Genomic DNA, 18881 nt, shown 5'->3' on the forward strand with positions numbered 1-18881 from the left:
GGCCCGTTCGGACGCGGCCTTTTCGCTCCTGGGCTCAGGGACGCACTGGTGCTCGGCCTGCGACTTCTTAGGAACGTTGCCGATGACGGATTCTGTCAGCCGCGGTGATTCGCAGGAAATGAAGGGCGCCAAGCACGAGGCGTAAGGAATGACGGAGACGGCCGTCATGATCCGCCTCAATCGCCGGGAGCGCCTCAGGCTGCACCCTGATACGAGCGCAGACGCGGAGGTAGTTTCCATCAGACCCTGTTTGTCTTCACCTTCGCTGCTCGATGAAGGATCCCGCGCATTGACAGGCGGCGTGTCATTGGCGCGGTCGAGGGTCGCGTCGAAAATGCTTGTCAGGGTCGCCCCCGAGTTCACATACTGGACGATGCGCGACTTCGCGAACGCTGGTGACGCAGGCCCGACAGAGGCGCTGTCCTTGGAACAACCGCGGAGATGAGATGACCCCCACCGCCTTCCAACTTCATGTCCCCGAAAGTGCGATCACCGACCTGCGCGAACGCCTGGTGCGCACGCGCTTTCCCGACCAGGCGCCCGGAGACCCCTGGGCCTACGGCACAGACCTCGCGTGGATGCGCGAGCTCACGGCCTATTGGCTGCATCAATTCGACTGGCGCGCACAGGAAGCCCGTCTGAACGCCTGGCCGCAGTTCAAGGTGCAGCTGGCCGGCATCGATCTGCATTTTCTGCACGCGTTGGGCGTCGGCCCGCGTCCGATGCCCCTGCTGCTGTCGCATGGTTGGCCGGGCTCGGTGTTCGAGTTCGTGGAGCTGATCCCGCGCCTGACGGACCCGGCGCGCTTCGGCGGCGACCCGGTCGATGCCTTCACGGTCGTGGCTCCCAGCCTGCCCGGCTACGGCCTGTCTTTCGCTCCCGGACAGGCGCGCTTCTCGGTCGAGCAGATCGCCGAGGCGCTCGCGTCGCTGATGAGCGAGGTGCTTGGCCACCGTCGTTTTGCCACGCAGGGCGGGGACTGGGGGGCCTCCGTGTCGGCACGGTTGGGCCTGGTGCATCCGGAAAAGACGATCGGCGTGCATCTGAATTTGCTGCCGCTGCGGCGTGATCCAGCCGCATTGACTGGCGACGACCCTGCCGAGCGTCAGTATCGGACCGATCTCAAGCGCTGGCTCAGCGAGGAGACCGGCTACAGCATGCAGCAGGGAACCCGGCCCCAGACGCTGGCGTTCGCGTTGACCGATTCACCCGTGGGGCTCGCTGCATGGATCGCCGAGAAGATGCGCGCCTGGTCGGACTGCAAGGGCGACATCGAATCGGCATTCTCGAAGGACGAGATCCTTGCCAACGTCTCGTTGTACTGGTTCACGGGCGCCATTGGCTCATCGTTCTGGCCGTACTACGCGCGGCAGCATGGGTCGTGGCCGATTCCGGACGGCGCAACCGTGAACGTGCCGATGGGCTATTGCGAATTCCCGAAGGAGATCGTCCGGCCGCCGCGCTCGCTCGCCGCGCGCACGTTCACTGACATCCGCCGCTGGAGCGTGATGCCGGCGGGCGGCCATTTCGCGGCGATGGAGGAACCGGACGCACTGGCGACGGAGATCCGCGCCTTCTACCGTCCGCTGCGCGCCGGTTGAACGCCGCGCGCGCGGTTGCACCCTTGGGATCAGGCACGCAAACGGTGTGACTTCATCTTCGACAACGTCGCAAGATTCCGGCGCCAGTTGCTCGCACGCTGACACTTCAAGCGGACGATCGGATCCCGGAAATCTCCGTAGACAACTCCTGGATTCGCGAGCATGTCGATGAGCGATTGCCCGTCGCGTTCTTGGCCTTGTGCGAGCGAGCCGGAGGCTCAGGCTCATCGGTCGCGAAGCTCCAACCGCGCTTCTTCGACGCCACACACGATCGGGTCCGGGGCCCGTCGAGACAAGCGAGTCGGCGCTTCCAGTTCACGCAAGCTTTCAGTGCCCTCGGCGTGCGCAGGCTGCATCGCGCAAGCTTCACGCGCGGAGGTGAAAGCACTGCACGTCCAAACTTGAGCCTTCCCCGCGTCCCAATCTTTCAAGACCGAGGCCCCATGCTTGGTTGCGGTGACTCAATGGTGACTGCGGTCGCCGTCATGTTCGAGCAGCGTCATGACGATCGATTTCCACTTCTCGCCCGCCAGGTGCGCGTTGACGACAAGCCGATGCGCGAGAACGAATTCCACATTCTGAAGAAGCCACCCCGCACGTCCGACAGGATGAAGGGCGGCGGCCAAGACATCATTGACCTCGCTGGGCGCGAGCGGTTCGCCTCCACAGGCCGCAAGTTCCAGCGCGTCGGCCACCGCGGTGTTCCAGGCAGTGGACAAGGGGCCCGCCATCGGCAGCATCACGGATGCCATCCTCGCTGCGCGAGGCGTCAGCCCGCGGGCTTCAGCGCAAAGCTCGTCCAGCGTCATACGCAGATTGTGAACCTGCATACGCTTGTCGGTTGAAACCCAACGGAAGTGCCGCAGCTTCCGTCCACTCCCGGTGCCAGCATGTTCGCATTCGCGATCGGAAGCAGAGTGTCGCCGCTGTCCTCGCACAGTTGGTGGAGGCGGCAGGTGCGGCGATCGGCGACGCAATGGTGGTGGCCTCGTCCCATGCCAAGCGGCGCAAGGCACCTGGCCAAGTGGTCGTGTTCATGCCGAACCCGGTCCTCGCAGAGGGCCGGCAGTATGCATCGCCGTGTAGCGGCTTCCTATTCGATCAGAAGAGCGAAGTCGAAGGTCGCTGACGCCTGATTGCCCGGGCGCTCAATAGCGATAAGGATTGTTGGGTCGGCGATCGTAGCGGTTGGGCACGCCGTCGCCGTCGCGGTCCGAATACGCGCCGCCACGCGGCGGCGGTGGACGATAGTTGTCGTAAGGCGCAACGATGCAGCCCGACAGGGCCAGCGCGGCGAGAACGAGTGCGAGCCTTTTCATCTGGGTCTCCTTGGGTCGGAAATCCCATGGTCGTGTGTTCGGGTGTCTGTCCCGTGTCGTCAGCGCGCAGAAGCATGAAGCTGCGTTACCGGATGTGCGCTTCGGCCTCGGACCCGTCGGTGTACTTGGCATGATGGTCGGTGTGCGACTTGCCACCGCGTGGCCCCGTTCTCGCACCGCCGAAGCGCACTTCCTGGGGCGACGTCAGATTCGAGGTGCCGGCCACAACCCGACGTTCGCTGATCTGGCCCGGTTCGGTCTGAAGCGGACCTTCGCGGCGCATCCGACATGAAGTCCGTTGAGGCCCGCCTTGAAGTGCATGCGCGTTAACTGACCTCCCGTGGACAATCGGGCTCGCACCGTGCAGATAGACAAGCGCTTCGTGCGTTCACGGCACACTGCCCGGACCCCATTCGAGCGCGATTTCGACAAGGCGGAGCAGAACGGCAGCACCAACGAAGTAGGCCGGGCTCGAGCGCGAAATCCCGAACGACCAAAGTCTCTGCAAGCGGTCAATCGGAGGTTGAGCCAAGCATGATGCGGTGCTCCTCCAAACGCCAGCAGCTCAAGGGAGTGCAAAGCCGAGAGTTGGTGCGTGCTCTGACCCCGTCGCCGTCGGGCGCCGGCGGCGCCACGACGAATCTTCGCGACGGCGGTCAACGCCCTCTGTCGCCTTCCGGCAGTTTCTATGGCGTGTGTCCACTTCTTCACGATACGAACCGGCCTCAGCGAGGCAAACTGCTGACATGCTCAGACCCCTCTTTCTTCTCCTTGCTGTTCTGCTGCCGATCGGGCTGGTCTACGCTTTCGGCGTGTGGATACTGTTCGCGTTGTTCGCGCTGACGGCCGCAACCTTGCTCATCTCGACCCGGAAGGCTCGCGGCGCCGAGGAAACGCAGGGCGGCATGCTCACCCGATACGACAGCACCAGGTCGGCAAGCCTTTAGTCCCCGCCCCATCGGAACAGCGAGTGAACCGCGACTCGAGCTCGCAAAACGACGAGGCAGCTTCCAGCCGGCAGCGGCGTTTGCCGTGATCCCCGCCGGTCCTGCTATGCGCGCGAACCTTGTTTTTTGCCATCGCGCTCGCTTTGGCACCTCCCATACACGCTCGCCCCACGGGCCTGGCGGACAACGACGAATGCAAAGCCGAAGCAACGCAAACGAGCGGACAAGACGTCGCGCGCTCCAGTCATGCTGCCCCGACGACAGTGCCGAGGCGCTGGCCGCGGTGCCGTCTCGCGCGCAGACCACGGGCGTGTGACAGCCGCTCGAAAGCCTGCCGGAAGCTGGTGCTGGTGACAGCCCTTCTCCGGCAGATGGAATTCACCGCCGCAGGGGCGAAGCCATAATCCTTTGGCAGGACGCGGCGGGCTGGCTTGCACTGGTTCTTCCGCCCACTACGAGGATCGCCACATGCCCCTTGACATCGCATGGCTGACCCACCGCATCGCGAGGAATGGCGCGATTCGAGTGCAGCGGACAGGCGAGGTCCGAATCGACTGCTTTGGTGTGCCGCATCCGCTTTGACGAAGGCATTCACCTAGCGAGGCGAATCGGGTCTGCTTGAGCCACTGCAAGCCGGTGTCGCGGTCCTCCGGCGCCCAACTGAACGACAGACCGCAAGCGCAAAATCAATGCGCCCCGCGTCTCCGCTCGTGGACAAAAGGAGGCACCCGAAACGACACAATCCAACAGCATCGGACTTCGAGTCCCGCGCTGGGTCCGTTCATGGCGAAGCCACTGGCTCGAGCAGCATCCCGGCGCATGCCGCGCTGTATTACGTGGCATGCGCCGGCTGCATCACGATCTCAAGCAATGGGCGCTGGATTCAACTGACTGCACCTTCATCGACGAATGGGCGAGCAAATCGTGCCGCGACGAAGCGCTCAAAAGTCGTAGGATGACCACTTGGCGACACGACGCGTTAAATGCTCGGTATGCCGCGAGTCCTCCGCCTCCTCGGCTGTCTTCTCTGCCTCCCCTGCCGATCTGGGCGATCGACGTAATGCCAATCGCCTGCGGCGTGTACTTACGACATCGGTCAACTGCAGACAGCTCACCGCCATTTCGTCCAGTGTCTGCTTCGATAGCCGACCTCGGTCGCGCCACCCAGCGCAAATGAATCGGGACGGTGGTAAGAGGTGGGCAACTGGATGCTACTCAAAAGGCGGGGTGCGCACGCGCGCCCTGAATGGTCGAAAGCAATTCGGACAGGCTGACGGGCTTCACCAAGTGGGCCGCGAAGCCGCTCTCGGCGGATCGCTTTCGATCGCGCTCCTGGCCGTAGCCCGAGAGTGCGATCATCGCCGGCGCGCCAGAGCCTAGGCGCTTGTGCAGCTCGTGGGCGAGTTCATAGCCATCCATGACCTGCAAGCCGATGTCCAGCACCGCGACCTCTGGAGCGAAGGCGATTGCAGAGGCGAGCGCCTCGACCGGCCCGTAGACGACGAGCACGTCGTGACCGAAGTCCCTCAGTAGCTCGCCCGTCGCGTCAGCCGCGTCCCTGTTGTCATCCACCAGCAGGATTCTTCGCGGGATGCGCAGCGCTTCCACCGGCACCGGCTCACGAATCTCGGAAGTTGCCGGCGCAGGCTCCGGAACTCGGGCGGGCAAGCGCGGCAACGTGACCCGGAACGCACTGCCGAGACCTTCGCCGTCGCTCGATGCCCGGATGGTGCCTCCGTGCAAGTTGACGAGCGCGCGAGACACCCCGAGTCCCAGCCCAAGGCCGCCGGGTGCCACTTCCTTGCTGCGACCACCCTGAACGAACAGCTCGAAGATGCTGCCAAGGAGTTCGGGGGCGATGCCGATGCCCTCGTCCCGCACTTCCAGCAGGACCTCCCCGTCGCCGTTCCGGAGCAACATCTCGACGTGTGCGCCATTCGGGCTGTAGGCCGATGCGTTGTTGAGGAGGTTGCAGGCAACCTGCGTCAAGCGCGCCTCGTCACCGTCGACCATCACGGGGAAATCCGGCATATCCATCGTCAAATCTTGGCCCTTGCCCAACATCCGAGGCCGAGCCATCTCAGCCGCTTTCCCCGCCACGTCACGCAGATCGACCGCAGAGCGGCGCAAGTTGATCTTGCCTGACGTCACGCGTGACACATCGAGCAAGTCGCCGACGAGGCGATCGAGATGACGCGCTTGCCGTTCGACGATCTCGACACGCGCGAGCGTCGGGCCCGAGGGGTCGCGACGCAGCAGTTCGACGGCAGCAAGGATCGGCGCCAGAGGGTTGCGCAACTCGTGCCCCAGCATGGCCAAGAAGGTGTCCTTCGCGTTATTAGCGGCCCGCGCCTCATCGCTCACTGCCCGGTCTCGCTCGGCGGCGCGTGCACGGACGGAAGTCAAGTGGTCGGACTGCTCGATGCGCAAGAGGGCCGCTCCCAATCCGGAGCACACGTGGTGCAAAAAGCGCAGGTCGCGATTCGAATAGGCGCTTGAGCCTTCGATGCACAGCGCGCCCAGTGGCTGCGCCACATGTCCCAGCGGATAGGCGAGAGCAAACATGGGCTGGCCGGATGCGGCCGGGGAACCCGACGCGATGGCCCTTTCAGCCAGCCCACGAGTTCGGCAAATGTGATCACCCGCCATGACAGCCAGTCCCTCATCACCAGAGCCCATCGAAAGCCAACGATCCGCGCCACCAATGCGAAGGGCAAGGACGCAAGTGTCGAAGTCGAAGAGCCAGCGCAGCCGTTCGCCAACGACGCGCGCAACAGCGTCGACGTCGACCAGACCCGCGCACTCTGAAACCAGCTCCAGCGCAAGATTCAGCCGGGTGATCTCGCGCAGCTTGTCCACGGGCTTTCAGAGTTGACCGAACATCTCGTCAGGCGGAACAGCAGTCGCGTCGGCGACGATGTTCGCGTAGACGGCCAGGGCGGACATCGAGACGAGTTCCATGATCTCCGACTCTCGCAAGCCGTGGGATCGGAGATGGTCGAAGTCAAGCTTGGTCAGCGCCTGCGGTTCACGCGCGCACTTGATACCAAACTTGATGATGTCACGGGCCTTGACGGGATCGAGGTCTTCGACGTTGGTTGACAGTTTCTCGAGCGTCTCCTCGTCGACTCCGAGCATCCGGCAGCACGCAAGATGGGCGGCTTCGCAATACTGGCACTTGCGATCGGCGGAGATTGCAGCGAAGACCATCTCCTTGAGTGTGCGTGGAAGCGACCCGCCGACGAGCGTGTTCTGAACAAGCCCCCATGTCCCGCTCGCGGCGGCCAGGGAGTGGCCCTGGACCATGATGAAGTTGGGCGCAGACGGAAATCCCATGCGGCGTTGGAAGTCTAGGTAGAGTGCGGACACCTCTTCGCTGGCATCTTGGGGTTCAACGATTTCGAGGTGGGACATGAGGAAGAGGCGAGATGCGAGATGCGAGATGCGAGCGGGATCCAAGCGAACAGACTGTCGCGCCCTTTCGACCCTCCTGCGGCGGCGCTGACCACAGCAACTCTTCGCTCTCCGTTGGCAGCATGTCAGCTTCGACCGAAGTCCTTGTCGTCCGAGGCGCCTTCAATTTGTAGGCCAACGCTTGCGGGACAGAGACGCCTCATGCGACACCCAGTCTGAGTGTCTGTCCGGTCACGAAGTAAACGCATTTGACTCCTAGGCATCTTCTTCGCCCTCCCCGAGCGCTTCTGTCATGGGTCCCAGATCTTCGTCGTCGAGGTAGGCAGGCAATGCGTCGTTTTCGCGACAACGCCTTCATCTTCTCGAGTGCGGACGGGCCCGATGCCGCGAATCCGGGCAGTTTGCCCCGCGCACCCGATACAGAGCATCGCGGTGGCGCGATTGCTTGGTCCGCACCGTTCACAAACGCTAGACAAGGATGCTCGCCTTGGGTGCTTTGCAAATGTTGCATCAGTCAGGGCATGAATATCGGCGCCTTCCTATATCGTGTGTTCGCGGGAACTGCGGCTGCGCATGGCATTGATGGAGGAATGCGGCCGACGCCGGCGAGCGAGCCGGTCTCCATACCCAAGCCAACCCAGCATGCCAACGCACGGGAGTGCTGGAACTGGTTCAAGCCGAGCATCAACAGCGCGGACGAGTCGAGCCGCCGATGCTGGCGGCCTGACGCAATCGATCACGTTTGAGCATCACGTCGGTGCGGCGCACGTCCACGTAGCGGGGCTGTCTGCCGAAGGGCCCATGGCAGCGGCCCGCTATCCGGACGTGTTCGCTGCCGTCGGGGTCCACGCGGGCTTGCCCGGCAGCATCGTGCCTCCCACCATCCAAGATGCGGATGCCGCCGTGCACGTGAGCGGAAGGATGCCGTCCGCACGTAGCGCACAGGAGCACTCCGGCAAAGCGGCAAAGCGGCAAAGCGGCAAAGCGGCAAAGCGGCAAAGCGGCAACGCTACACCCGCACAGGTCTACGCCGCCGGAGCGCCGGGCGAAGCACTGCCGAACATTGGCAGTCGCCCAACGCAGGAAACACCTGATCGGGCGGAACTCGCGAGGCAGCTACACCGACCCCGCCGGTGCTGACACAAGCGCCGAGATGCCGCGGGGTTCTTCCTGGCTCATCCTCTGCGGGGCTGAACAAATCAGGCGGCCGCTGGAACCTCCGCGGCTCGGTCGGCGTGCAGTCCCACAGCCGATGGGTTCGAGCGGGCGCATTTTCACTCGGAGAGCGGTCGATCGCCGGTGCTTTGGATCACTCCTGCCAGGGACGCCAGGTGCAGCGCGCCGTCCGCTCACCGACCAGTCACCTCGAAAGTTCAAAATGAAGCTATCTCAGTGGGCCGGTATCTGCAAGAAGGCGGTGGTAGCGTGGTCCGACGACTTCGCACCGAGCATGGGCGCGGCCATCTCGTACTACACGATATTTTCGCTTGCGCCATTGTTGGTGCTGGTGATTGCAGTGGCTGGCCTGGCCTTCGGGGCCGAAGCCGTTCAGGGGCAGATCGCGACTCAACTGTCCGGCATGGTTGGCGAAGAATCCGCCAAGGCGGTGCAGGGTATGGTCAAGAGCGCCGCCATCAGTGGCGATGGAATTCTGGCCGCCGCGATAAGCATTGCCGTATTGGTCATCGGGGCAACGAGTGTCTTCGGTGAACTGCAAAGTGCCCTGGACCGCATTTGGCAGGTGCCTGAATCGCAGAAGCCCAGTGGCATCTGGGGCACCCTGAGGGCGCGCGTCTTCTCGTTCGGGCTCATTCTCGGCCTCGCCTTCCTACTGATGGTGTCCTTGTTGGTCAGCACGGGCCTTGCGGCCTTCGGCAAGTTCATCGGGGGATTGGTGCCGGGTCAGGAGATCCTCCTGCAGGCGCTGAACACGGTCGTCTCGATTGGGGTGATCACCGTCCTGTTCGCGATGATTTTCAAGTTCATGCCCACGACGAGCGTCGAATGGCGCGACGTGTGGATGGGCGCGATCGTCACCGCTGTGCTGTTTGAAATCGGCAAGGCCCTGATCGCCCTGTATCTGGGTAAGAGCGGCATGGCAAATTCCTTCGCCGGCGCCGGCTCGCTGGTGTTGCTGCTGGCCTGGGTCTACTACGCAGCGCAGATATTTCTCCTTGGCGCAGAGTTCACCAAGGTCTATGCGCAGGCGCATGGATCGGCCGCGCCCGAATCGACTGCGACGAAATCGCCAAAGCAAACGAAGCAACTTCAATCGGCACCGCTGCCCGATTTCGCGGGCTTGGCACGCTCCGCTGAAATGCAACAGGAAGTCGACCGCCGCGTGTCGAAGGCCTTCTCGGCTCTTATCCCCAAGCTCGCCGCCCTGGGCGTCATGACGGCCCTTGGCGTTTACGCGGACAAGCGGATGACGGTCATGAAAAGGCAACGCCGAGCGACCCCCAGCGCGTCGAAGTCCTGAAGCGGAGTGCAACTGCGGCGGCACAAGGCGCGCGTGACACGACGCGGCCAATCCAATCGATCAACCGCAGCGTGCGCCCTGAGCGTTGCAACCTTTCGAACCGACTGGCGACGTCCGCGCATCAACAACAGCAACACCACCGTGACAACCGCGCCGCCTGCTGCGGCGTATGCCACCGCCTTCCGCCGGTTCATCGGCGGCAAACTGCATGCCCCGCTGCCTGAGAGTGCCGGCCTGGCCTTACATGCCAACAATCTTGTTGCCTGCCGCGTTGACAGCATCGCGGACATAGCTTTTGCCCGTTTGGGCCGCCGCACGCGCCTCGGTTTTCGCAATGTGCAGATAGCCTTCGGTCGAATCTGTTGCCTTACGCCCGAAGCTGTCGGCATCCTCCGTAGCCCTGCGTATCGATGCCCCAGTGCCATCGCCTGTCTGACTGGTCTGGCTGTGCTGGCCGGGCTCCCGGGGTTCGCTCCACGCGGAGTCCGACCATCGACCGGAAATCTCTTGGGCGTCGGCGAGTTCGGTCTGTGAATTCGTTGTATTGCTTTCCATGGCGCCGTCCTTTGATGTGATTAGGCTCAACGGATGCTCGATTGCCGAGTCGTCAAGGCGGACACTCGCTACGCATGCGCCGCCGATTGATCGGCCATAGGGCCGAAGCGTTGTTGGCGCCGGCGCGCCACACGGCCTTCGGCTGGATCTCGCCGGCCTTCTGGTTCGCGGCTCCCGCCCCAAAGCTCGAAGCTTGCCAGTGCGTCGTTCCGGGCAGGGGCAGGTCTGGCAGAAGGCGAGCGCCGCGCAGGCCGCCAAGACGAGGCAGCACGACACGAAGATCACCCGGACCAGATCTTTGCTAGCCGACCGGCGCCGTCTTCTTCTTCGCCGACAGTACCAGGACCGACGCGCTCATCGTCGATGAGGTGGTACAGCTCGGCTACCCCCCACCTCAAACGCAGCATTCCATGTCGGATACGGCTCAGGACTGGATTCGCTGTCCGCCCAAACGGCGGCGTCCTCGGTGCTCTCGTGCAGCACCACGTACAAACCCCGGTTCTGGCTCATCGACAAAAAGGGAAAAGGCGGCGCAGCGCAGCCATGATCCAAACATTGTGTTTCCACGCGGATGCAATCGCTAGCGCGACTTCCGGAGGCATCGAGGCAATGGGATGGAAAGGCAATCGGCATCCGAAGCGCCGCTCGCCTGCCCGCAGTCAAACGCCTACGGTGCAGTTCAGGGGTCGATGGCCAGTTCCTAGGGGGCGGTACAAACGGCCGGAGCTCGGCAAGCGCGTGTCCATGGTAGCGATGTACGCGTCGACGAGATCGAGGTTCTGGTTCCCTGCAAGGTCCGAGGCGCGTTTGGCATACTTGCGAGCCGCATGGAAACTTTTACCTCCGAAGAGCGCTTCCGCAATGCAGCCCTCGGCGCTGATGTAATCTTTCACCATCGATCGATCGTGGACCCTTTGTGTCGAATCGCGCGCGCTGCGAGTCCATAGCCTTCGACCACGCGCGCCGGCACCCGGTCTACTGCAAGCACCACACGCCCCCCATCTACAGGGTTGAGAGCTACATCTCTGTGCCGATCATTAAGAGCGACGGGACGTACTTCGGCAGTTTGTGCGCGATCGATCCAACCCGCATGAGGTGTCGAACCTCAAGACAGTCTCGCGTTCACGGGCTTTGCTGGTCTGACCGCACACTTGCTCGAGCTGGAGGACAGCAAAGCGCCGCAGAGCAATTCCTCGATGCCGCAGCGACTGGGCTTTCAACGGTCACCGTCGTTCGGTGCAGAAATTCGATCGACAGCAACCAATCTTGACCCGATGCACGTTGGATGGATCCATGGACCGTTCTTGGCCGGAATCGGCATCCAAGGCCGCTCGGCTGGGCGAGCAATTGCACCCCGGGTGCGATTGCCGCTACCTACGTCCATGGCCTTGCGCCTTGCGTGCTTCACTTGCCAAACAGCTTGGCCACGTGCTGCCACGTGCGCAGCATGAAGCCCGAGCGCTCGACGTCGGCTTGCGCGATCAGCGGCGTTTCTCCCACCGGCTTGCCATTCGACTCCGCGATCACCTTGCCGATCACCGCACCCTTGGTCACCGGCGCCTCCAGGTCTGACTTGACCTGCACGGTCGTGCGCACTTGCTGGCCCCGCGGCACGGTCACCGTCCATGGCGACCCTAGACCCGCGGCAACGGTATCAACCTTGCCAAAGCTGACCTTGGCCGTCGTGACGACCGTGTTGGGCTGAATGGGGGTGGCCTTTTCGAAGTTACCGAAGCCCCATCCGAGCAACGTGCGCGTCTGGTCGGCACGAGCCTGCGCGCTGTTGGTGTTGAGCATCACCGTGATGAGGCGCATCCCGTTGCGTTGGGACGAAGTGACGAGACAGTAGCCGGCCTCCTGGGTGTGGCCGGTCTTCAGTCCGTCAACCGTTGGATCGGTGTAGAGCAGGGCATTGCGATTTCCCTGCTTGATGCCGTTGTACTTGAACTCGCGCTCGGCGTAGATCGGGTAGTAGGCGGAGCTGTCTCGGATGATCGCTCGCGCCAGGATCGCGAGATCCCGCGCGGACGACTTGTGCGCGGGATCAGGCAGGCCCGTCGCGTTCACAAAATTCGTGTGCGTCATCCCGAGGCGCTTGGCTTCGGCATTCATGAGCTTGGCGAAGCCCTCTTCGGAGCCGGCCAGATGCTCCGCGATGGCCTTGGACGCGTCGTTGCCGGACTGGACGATGATGCCGCGCAGGATGTCGATGACTGTGGCCTGGCTGTTAAGCGGCAGGTACATGCACGACTCCGTGCTCGAGCCACGGCACCAGGCGTTCTGACTGACCGACACAAGGTCGTCCTTCTTGAGCTTGCCTGAGCGAAGGGCCTGTTCGACCAGGAAGCTGGTCATCATCTTGGTCAGCGACGCCGGCGGCAGCGGTTCGTCGGGATTGGCCGAGGCAAGGACCTCGCCAGAGTCGAAGTCCATCAGCAGCCATGCCTTGGCGGCGATCGCCGGCGTCCCGCCAGCAACGGCGCTCTGTCCAGCGACTGGCGCCGGGGCGGGCGCGTCGGCTGCGGGCTTCTTGGGGGTTGCATGCTTGGCCGCGGGGGAGGCAGCGAAGGATACCGAAGGGGGAACCAGGGCGCCCGCGGCAATTGCGAAGACGACAGGAAGGATGGAGAAGGTGTTGAGTTGCATGGGCTTCAGGGACAGAACGGCAATTGTGGCGGATCAGGCGCCGATTTTGAGCGTGCATAGAAGATAGAAAATCGCAATGCAAGTTCGGCCAACCGGGTGAACATCGCGGAAGAATCTGGTCCGCACGAGGCTGGCGATGGCTTTTCCCGCTCCACCACACGCGTCTAGCACAGGGAACAGGGCCCGTCTGCCTGCGGCCGAACCGACGATCAGCAGATCCGAAGCAGTTGGTCGTTCGGGCGCCTGTGACGACGCAATGCGACCTCGCCGAGTCGATTGGCGCCGGGACGACTCGTTCGATCGCCGCAGACGGCGTTTTCCCCGCGGCGATCGCCCCTGGCGGGTCCCGACCCTGCCCCGACCGTGAGCGCGTCCAGTAGCGGCCGGCGCCCCAGGGGTCCTTGCGACGCATCTGCCAGGGCCGTCCATCGGGAAAATCTACATTTTTGTTTATACTCCCTGAGGTCGCGCAGCACATGAAGGCCTATCTCGGCGGCCAGCAGTCGACGCTGCCGCGACGCAGCGCCTAGGAACTGGGCGAAGGCTGACGCAAGGAAATCTTGCGCCCGGTTTCAAAGGCCAGAGGTGATTCATGTTCAGCTACCCCGCAAGCGTGATCCGCGATGGCGAAGGGTTCGTGGTGTCATTTCCTGATATCCCCGAAGCCCTGGCCGGCGCAACGGAGCGGGACGAGGCGATCTCGCTCGCGGCCAACGCGCTGAGGGCCGTCATGGACGTCTACTTCGAGGACCGCAGGCCGGTGCCGCCGCCGTCCGAGCCGAAGCGCGGGCAGATCACGATCGACCTGCCGCCGAGCGTGGCCGCGAAAGTGCTGCTGCTCAACGAGATGATTGCCCAGGGCAAGCGACCGGCCGAACTCGCGCGACTGATGTCCGCGCGTCCACAGGAGGTAACACGCCTGATCGACCTGCACCACCCGACGAAGATCGACACGGTCGCTGCGGCGCTTCGCGCACTGGGTCGACGTCTGGACCTGAGCCTCGCCTGAGTCTCCTTCTGGGGAGGGGCACCCCGATGAACTTCGTCCATGCCGGCTTACGCATTGTCGCGTCGAGCCTGATCGCCGCCGCCGCACTCGCGCCTGCCAGCGTCAGTGCGCAGAATGTCACCGCATCGAACTGCGAGGCCGTCGCTCAGGTCAGCCGGTCGATCTACCGGGCTCGGCAGAGCGGTGCGACGAAGGAGCAGTCGGACGCACTCGTGAAAACCAAGGACAAGGCCGCCTCCGCCCTGCTCTACAGCGTGATCGACATGATTTACGACGGCGCCTCGATCTCCTCCGATGAAGAAGCGCAGCGCGTCGTACTGGCCGCGTGCAGCGGCTACATAGGCCGCCCCATCGAAATACTCCCCGTGCGCGCGCGTTCGGCGCCGGGATGCGTCACCAATCGCTTCACGGTCGTCGAGAAGAACACGCGCACCGACGGCTCGCGGCTCTATGTCACTGCAGTGGTCCGCAACGACAACCCCGTCGCATGCGCCGTGAAGATGCAGGTCTCGGTGCTGGACAGGGCGGGAAAGATCGTCGGCACCGAGAAAGACTGGGTGGCCGGCGAAAACATCGCGCCGGGCGCGACGCGGAACTTTTCAATCCCCCTGCACGGCGGTTTCACCAAGGCCGGCGCGGGCGGCTCGTACGTGATCGAGCCGATCGAGTCGCGCGTTCTGCCGAGCGGCCCACGCTAAGGCCTGCAGCCGTACAACCGATCTCACCGCGCCGTCCAGCCACGATCTGCCATGAAGCGTTTCGCCACCGGTCGATGGACCAACGCCGGGTGGGACACCTCAGTTGGGTCCAGCAAGAGTGCACGGAGGACGCCTCGCGCGCTGGTCCATGGCCGCCGAGGCTGAGAACCGCGACTCGGACCTGCAACCGTGTCATGGCCGCGGAAGCGGCACTTTGAGGCGGTTTTCATTCCGGCATATCGCCAACCCGGAATCGGCAAAGTGGCGCTCGGCGTCGATGGTTGCCAGGCGTTGCCTGGGGAGGCTCGAGCAGGAAGGGGAACATGATGTGCTTGATGCTGCAACACGCGCGCGCGGCGACGCGCGCGAACCGATTGGCCAACGAACGCCTGCACACGGCGATCGGACGCTTGCCCGCGGAGGCCTTCCACGCGCCGCGTGTCGGGTTCTTCCCCAGCCTTGCGAAGACGCTCAATCACATCCTCGCGGTCGACCGTTACTACCTCGATTCGCTCCAGGGCATGGGTGCCCTGGCCCGCGAGCGCCACGACGCTTTCGTGGCGGCTGAAGATCTCGTCTCGTTGCGCCGCCGACAGCGCGGGGTCGACGACGAATTGATCGCGTTCTGCGACAACCTCGACGAAGACGACCTCGTTCAGCCAGTCGACACGGACCGCGCGGGTCGCTTCGACCGCGACGTGGCGCACCGCGTGCTCGCACACCTGACGATGCACCAAACCCACCACCGCCGGCAAGCGCATGCGATGTTGTCATCGACGGACGTGAAGCCGCCGCAGCTCGACGAGTTCCTGCTGGCGAGCGATGCGCGATTTCGAATCGACGACCTGGAAGCAGCCGGCTGGAGCGAGCAGGTGCTGCTCGCACTGCGATAGCCGCGCATGCAGTGTTGAAGGGGGCGAGGAGGATGGCTACGAACGCTCGTCAGGCAGCTTGCTGAGTGCGGCAGGTGAGTTGCCGGGTGCAGCCCACCGGGGGCACAACAGCGCCTTGGCCAGGCCGATTGCCAGACCCAAGCCAAAGTGCAATGCTCCGGACCAGCGGCCCAACCTCGATCAGCCCGATAAGGAGTGCCCCATGCTGGATTCTCGCGCCGAGGTGTCGATAGAGTTCCTCCAAGCATTCGCGGATGCCTGGAACGCCCATGATGCGGATGCCTTGATGGCCTTCATGACTGACGATTGCGTCTTCGAAGCGTCCGCAGGCACCCAAGTGTGCGGCGAGCGAGCGCAGGGCGCAGGGGCTGTGCGCGCGGCCTTCATGGACGTCTGGATGAATTTTCCCGATGCGAGTTGGAGCGATGCAACCCACTTCGTGTGTGGCGACCGCGGGGTGTCGCATTGGACATTCACCGGTACAAGGCGCGACGGCTCCCGGGTCGAAGTGCACGGCTGCGACCTTTTCACCTTTCGGGGCCACAAGATTGCCGTGAAGGATTCCTATCGAAAGAACCGTTCGCCGGTTGCTTCATAAAAGAGGGGCTGCGCGGTCCCCGCTCGCTCGACGGCGCGAACCGAGCGCGCGATCTCGCCCCGGTCCTGAGACCTCGGGCGTTTGATCGAAGCGTCACCCAAGCTGTCGTTCGCGCGACCGAGTGGCGGCCGAACGCACAGAGGCTCATCAATGCACCGCCGTACTTGCCTGCGCGGTGATTGGCGTGCTCGCGAGCGAACCGCCCGGCCTTAGCCGAGTGGCTCGGCAAGCCCGACGATGATGCCCTCAGGCCCACGAATGTAGGCGAGCCGGTACGATGTCTCGTACTGCATCTGGCCAATGAGTTCTGCACCATGGGTCTGCATCCGCACAACGACGGCATCGATGTTCTCGACGGCAAACATGATGCGACGCAGACCCAAAGCATTCATTGGCGCGTCCGCGGGCCCGAACCTGACGGCATCGGGCGTGTGGAATTTGTCCAGTTCAATTCCCTGCCCATCGGGCGTCCGCAGCATCGCGAGGGTGGCTCGGACGTCTCCAAGGCCGATGAGGCTGCCGACTGAAGGCCCTTCAACCGTGGTTTGGCCCTCCAGTTCGAGGCCCAACTCGATGAAGAACGCCTTCACCGCTTCAAGATCGTCGACCACGATCAAGACGTTGTCCATTCGCTTGACTGTCATGTCCTTCGGTCGTTTCCGCGGTGTCGCATATTTGGGGTTGGCGTCCCGATCGAGGCGGGCGGACGATCTTATCGAGGAGTCCAGCCTCCAGCTCGGACCCGTTGCCAAGAAGCCCTGGGCGCGCGCTGCCCGTGGAGCGGACCACCCGCTTTCGAGACACGGTCAGTCGATGCGCACCGACGCGGGTCGGTACTTGACCCCGGAGACCGCCCCATTGCTGCTCACCGGATGGGCCACGCGATTCTTCAGCCAGCAGCGTCCGCTGGATCCCTGGGCGGCCGGCCGCACATAGGTCCACGACGAACACAATGAGTCGTTGGAGCATGCCGCTTCGCAACTCGCCCAGCCATGGACATCAAAGTTCGTGTAGTCGGAGCCGGGGCGGTCGATGTGGTCCTCGGCCCGAAGATCACGCTTGGCGATGAACCTCCGCGGCGCCGAGTCGCAGCACGGGCTCTTGACGATCTTCGGCTCCGTGTGCTTCAGCCAGCAGCGACCATTCGCTCCTTGGATGCCCGGCTTGACGAAGGTGTAGGCCTGGCAGCGCGATTCACCGCCGCATGATGTCCTGCAGACGAACGCCGACGGTGCCTCGAAGTTCGTGTAATCACTGCCTGGCAAGTTGGTGCCGTCCACCGCCAGCGCCGAAGTCGCCACACCGCACGCTGCGAGCGCCGTCGTCTTGATGTGCCGCCACATGATCAGGCTCGTTGCACCCGGAAATGGTCGGTAACGGGGGCAACTTCAACCCACCCCTCGCCTTCCACATCGACAGTTCGGATGACGCGGCCGAGCGTGTCGTGGCCGAACGAGATCGGCTGGACGCCCGCAGACGCGATGCGCGCCATCCCTACTCCTCGAAGACGTCGGTCCCGAAAACCTCGTAATGCACGCGGGCGTCCGGGACACCCAGCGCCCTGAGCGCTTCCACCTGCGCGCGCATGAAGGGCATTGGTCCGCAGACGTAGTAGTCCGCATCCGCCTTGACCGCGGACGCCGCGATGCGCCGCAGGTCGACCAGACCCTCGTGGTCGTAGTCATAGCCGAGGACGTCGCTGGGCAGCGGCGCGTCGTAGAACACGATACTGGTCAGGCGCCGGTTCGTTTCGGCGGCCGCTTCAATGCGGTCCTTCATTGCGTGGACGGCGCCGTTGCGGGCGCCGTGTACGAACACGACGTCCCGGTCAGTGTTCTTCAGGACTGCCTTGAGCATGCTGACCAATGGGGTCAGGCCGACGCCTCCACTGACCAGCACCACCGGCGAGGTGGCCTCCATGTCGATATGGAACGGCCCGAACGGCGGCGTGATGCGGACCACGTCGCCCCGGTTGACGTAGTCGTGCAGAAGGTTTGATACATAGCCGGCGGTTTCGGGCTCGCCCTCGCGCTCGCGCTTGACCGAGATCCGGTAGTTCCTGCCGTTCGGCGCATCCGACAGGCTGTACTGGCGCACCTGCTGCAGGCCCAGGCGCGGCACGTCGACCACGATGCTGATGTACTGACCGGGCTTGAAGTCGGCGATCGGCCGGCCGTCTTCGGGTTCGAGAAAGAAGGAGGTGATGACCTCGCTCTCCATCCGCTTGTGCCGCACCACGAAGTTGCGCCAGCCGCGCCAGCCGCCGGGGCGCCGCTGCGCTTCGTCGTAGAGCGACGCCTCGGCGCCGATCATGATGTCCGCAAGCGCCTGATAGGCCTCGGCCCAGGCCGCCACGATGTCGCCGGTGGCCGCATCCCCGAGAACCTCCTTGATCGCGGCCAGCAGGTGTTCGCCCACCACGGCGTACTGCGCGGGCTGTACGTTCAGACTTGCATGCTTGTGTGTGATCCGATCCACCGCCGGACCCAGCACCGACAGGTTGTCGATATGGGTGGCATAGGCCAGCACCGCCGCGGCGAGCGCACGCTGCTGCTCGCCCCGTTCCTGGTGCCGCATGTTGAAAATGTTCTTCAACTCCGGCTGGGCTTCGAACAGGCGCTGGTAGAAGCGCTGGATGATGGCGTAGCCGTGCACGGCAAGAACGGGCGCGGTGGCCTTGACGGTAGCGATGGTGGATGGCTGGAGCATCTGTGATCCTCGG

18 protein-coding genes are annotated in these 18881 nt (G+C 63.8%); 8 read left to right on the forward strand and 10 right to left on the reverse strand.

Annotation, left to right across the window (positions count from 1 at the left end; all coding sequences use genetic code 11):
* Window positions 1–446: 446 nt before the first annotated feature.
* Entirely contained in the window at window positions 447–1601 is a 1155-nt protein-coding gene (locus QTH97_RS30100) for an epoxide hydrolase family protein (RefSeq protein WP_286572259.1), read from the forward strand.
* Window positions 1602–2062: 461 nt separating this feature from the next.
* Here the strand turns inward: QTH97_RS30100 and QTH97_RS30105 are convergent, their stop codons facing one another.
* Together QTH97_RS30105 and QTH97_RS30110 are read right to left on the reverse strand one after the other, a co-directional pair.
* Window positions 2063–2410 carry a hypothetical protein gene (locus QTH97_RS30105; protein ID WP_286572260.1) on the reverse strand — a complete coding sequence of 116 codons (348 nt, stop codon included), beginning with the start codon at window positions 2408–2410 and terminating at the stop codon, window positions 2063–2065.
* Between the two features lie 339 nt (window positions 2411–2749).
* Entirely contained in the window at window positions 2750–2920 is a 171-nt protein-coding gene (locus QTH97_RS30110; RefSeq protein WP_286572262.1) for a hypothetical protein, read from the reverse strand.
* Between the two features lie 746 nt (window positions 2921–3666).
* Between QTH97_RS30110 and QTH97_RS30115 the strand changes: the two genes are divergently transcribed.
* A complete protein-coding gene (locus QTH97_RS30115) occupies window positions 3667–3867 on the forward strand; it encodes a hypothetical protein (RefSeq protein WP_286572263.1) in 201 nt (66 codons plus the stop codon).
* Window positions 3868–5082: 1215 nt separating this feature from the next.
* On the opposite strand, the gene QTH97_RS30120 is transcribed toward QTH97_RS30115, so the two are convergent.
* Window positions 5083–6726 (reverse strand): hybrid sensor histidine kinase/response regulator, encoded by a 1644-nt coding sequence (locus tag QTH97_RS30120; RefSeq protein ID WP_286572264.1) that lies wholly within the window; start codon window positions 6724–6726, stop codon window positions 5083–5085.
* A gap of 6 nt (window positions 6727–6732) precedes the next feature.
* Window positions 6733–7281: a carboxymuconolactone decarboxylase family protein gene (locus QTH97_RS30125; RefSeq protein WP_286572265.1), complete on the reverse strand. Its 549-nt coding sequence runs from the start codon at window positions 7279–7281 to the stop codon at window positions 6733–6735.
* A 642-nt stretch (window positions 7282–7923) separates the two neighbouring features.
* On the opposite strand from QTH97_RS30125, the gene QTH97_RS30130 reads away from it, so the two are divergent.
* The gene (locus QTH97_RS30130; RefSeq protein WP_286572266.1) at window positions 7924–8421 is read left to right on the forward strand and encodes a PHB depolymerase family esterase; all 498 of its coding nucleotides are present in this window, start codon (window positions 7924–7926) and stop codon (window positions 8419–8421) included.
* 238 nt (window positions 8422–8659) lie between these two features.
* Window positions 8660–9760, forward strand: a complete 1101-nt coding sequence (locus QTH97_RS30135; protein WP_286572267.1) for a YihY/virulence factor BrkB family protein — start codon at window positions 8660–8662, stop codon at window positions 9758–9760.
* A gap of 240 nt (window positions 9761–10000) precedes the next feature.
* Here the strand turns inward: QTH97_RS30135 and QTH97_RS30140 are convergent, their stop codons facing one another.
* Window positions 10001–10315, reverse strand: coding sequence for a hypothetical protein (locus QTH97_RS30140; RefSeq protein ID WP_286572268.1), 315 nt, complete (start codon window positions 10313–10315; stop codon window positions 10001–10003).
* A 1404-nt stretch (window positions 10316–11719) separates the two neighbouring features.
* Complete coding sequence (locus QTH97_RS30145) at window positions 11720–12961, reverse strand: D-alanyl-D-alanine carboxypeptidase family protein (RefSeq protein WP_286572269.1); 1242 nt, start codon at window positions 12959–12961, stop codon at window positions 11720–11722.
* A gap of 592 nt (window positions 12962–13553) precedes the next feature.
* On the opposite strand from QTH97_RS30145, the gene QTH97_RS30150 reads away from it, so the two are divergent.
* The 4 genes from QTH97_RS30150 (at window position 13554) to QTH97_RS30165 (ending at window position 16159) form a co-directional block, all read left to right on the forward strand.
* Window positions 13554–13970, forward strand: a complete 417-nt coding sequence (locus QTH97_RS30150) for a type II toxin-antitoxin system HicB family antitoxin (RefSeq protein ID WP_286572270.1) — start codon at window positions 13554–13556, stop codon at window positions 13968–13970.
* Window positions 13971–13996: 26 nt separating this feature from the next.
* Entirely contained in the window at window positions 13997–14668 is a 672-nt protein-coding gene (locus QTH97_RS30155) for an FxLYD domain-containing protein (RefSeq protein WP_286572271.1), read from the forward strand.
* A gap of 323 nt (window positions 14669–14991) precedes the next feature.
* Window positions 14992–15561 (forward strand): DinB family protein, encoded by a 570-nt coding sequence (locus QTH97_RS30160; protein ID WP_286572272.1) that lies wholly within the window; start codon window positions 14992–14994, stop codon window positions 15559–15561.
* Between the two features lie 115 nt (window positions 15562–15676).
* Window positions 15677–16159 (forward strand): nuclear transport factor 2 family protein, encoded by a 483-nt coding sequence (locus QTH97_RS30165; RefSeq protein WP_444813493.1) that lies wholly within the window; start codon window positions 15677–15679, stop codon window positions 16157–16159.
* A gap of 209 nt (window positions 16160–16368) precedes the next feature.
* Here the strand turns inward: QTH97_RS30165 and QTH97_RS30170 are convergent, their stop codons facing one another.
* The 4 genes from QTH97_RS30170 to hmpA all read right to left on the reverse strand — a co-directional run bounded on the left by QTH97_RS30170 (window position 16369) and on the right by hmpA (window position 18868).
* Window positions 16369–16803, reverse strand: a complete 435-nt coding sequence (locus QTH97_RS30170) for a VOC family protein (RefSeq protein ID WP_286572273.1) — start codon at window positions 16801–16803, stop codon at window positions 16369–16371.
* A 162-nt stretch (window positions 16804–16965) separates the two neighbouring features.
* Entirely contained in the window at window positions 16966–17502 is a 537-nt protein-coding gene (locus QTH97_RS30175; protein ID WP_286572274.1) for a PAN domain-containing protein, read from the reverse strand.
* Between the two features lie 2 nt (window positions 17503–17504).
* On the reverse strand, window positions 17505–17651 hold the full coding sequence (locus QTH97_RS30180; RefSeq protein WP_286572275.1) for a hypothetical protein: 147 nt from the start codon (window positions 17649–17651) through the stop codon (window positions 17505–17507).
* A 2-nt stretch (window positions 17652–17653) separates the two neighbouring features.
* Window positions 17654–18868 carry an NO-inducible flavohemoprotein gene (gene hmpA, locus QTH97_RS30185; RefSeq protein ID WP_286572276.1) on the reverse strand — a complete coding sequence of 405 codons (1215 nt, stop codon included), beginning with the start codon at window positions 18866–18868 and terminating at the stop codon, window positions 17654–17656.
* Window positions 18869–18881 lie beyond the last annotated feature (13 nt).

This window comes from Variovorax gracilis (genome assembly GCF_030317115.1).
In the GTDB taxonomy this organism is placed as follows: Bacteria; Pseudomonadota; Gammaproteobacteria; order Burkholderiales; family Burkholderiaceae_C; genus Variovorax; species Variovorax gracilis.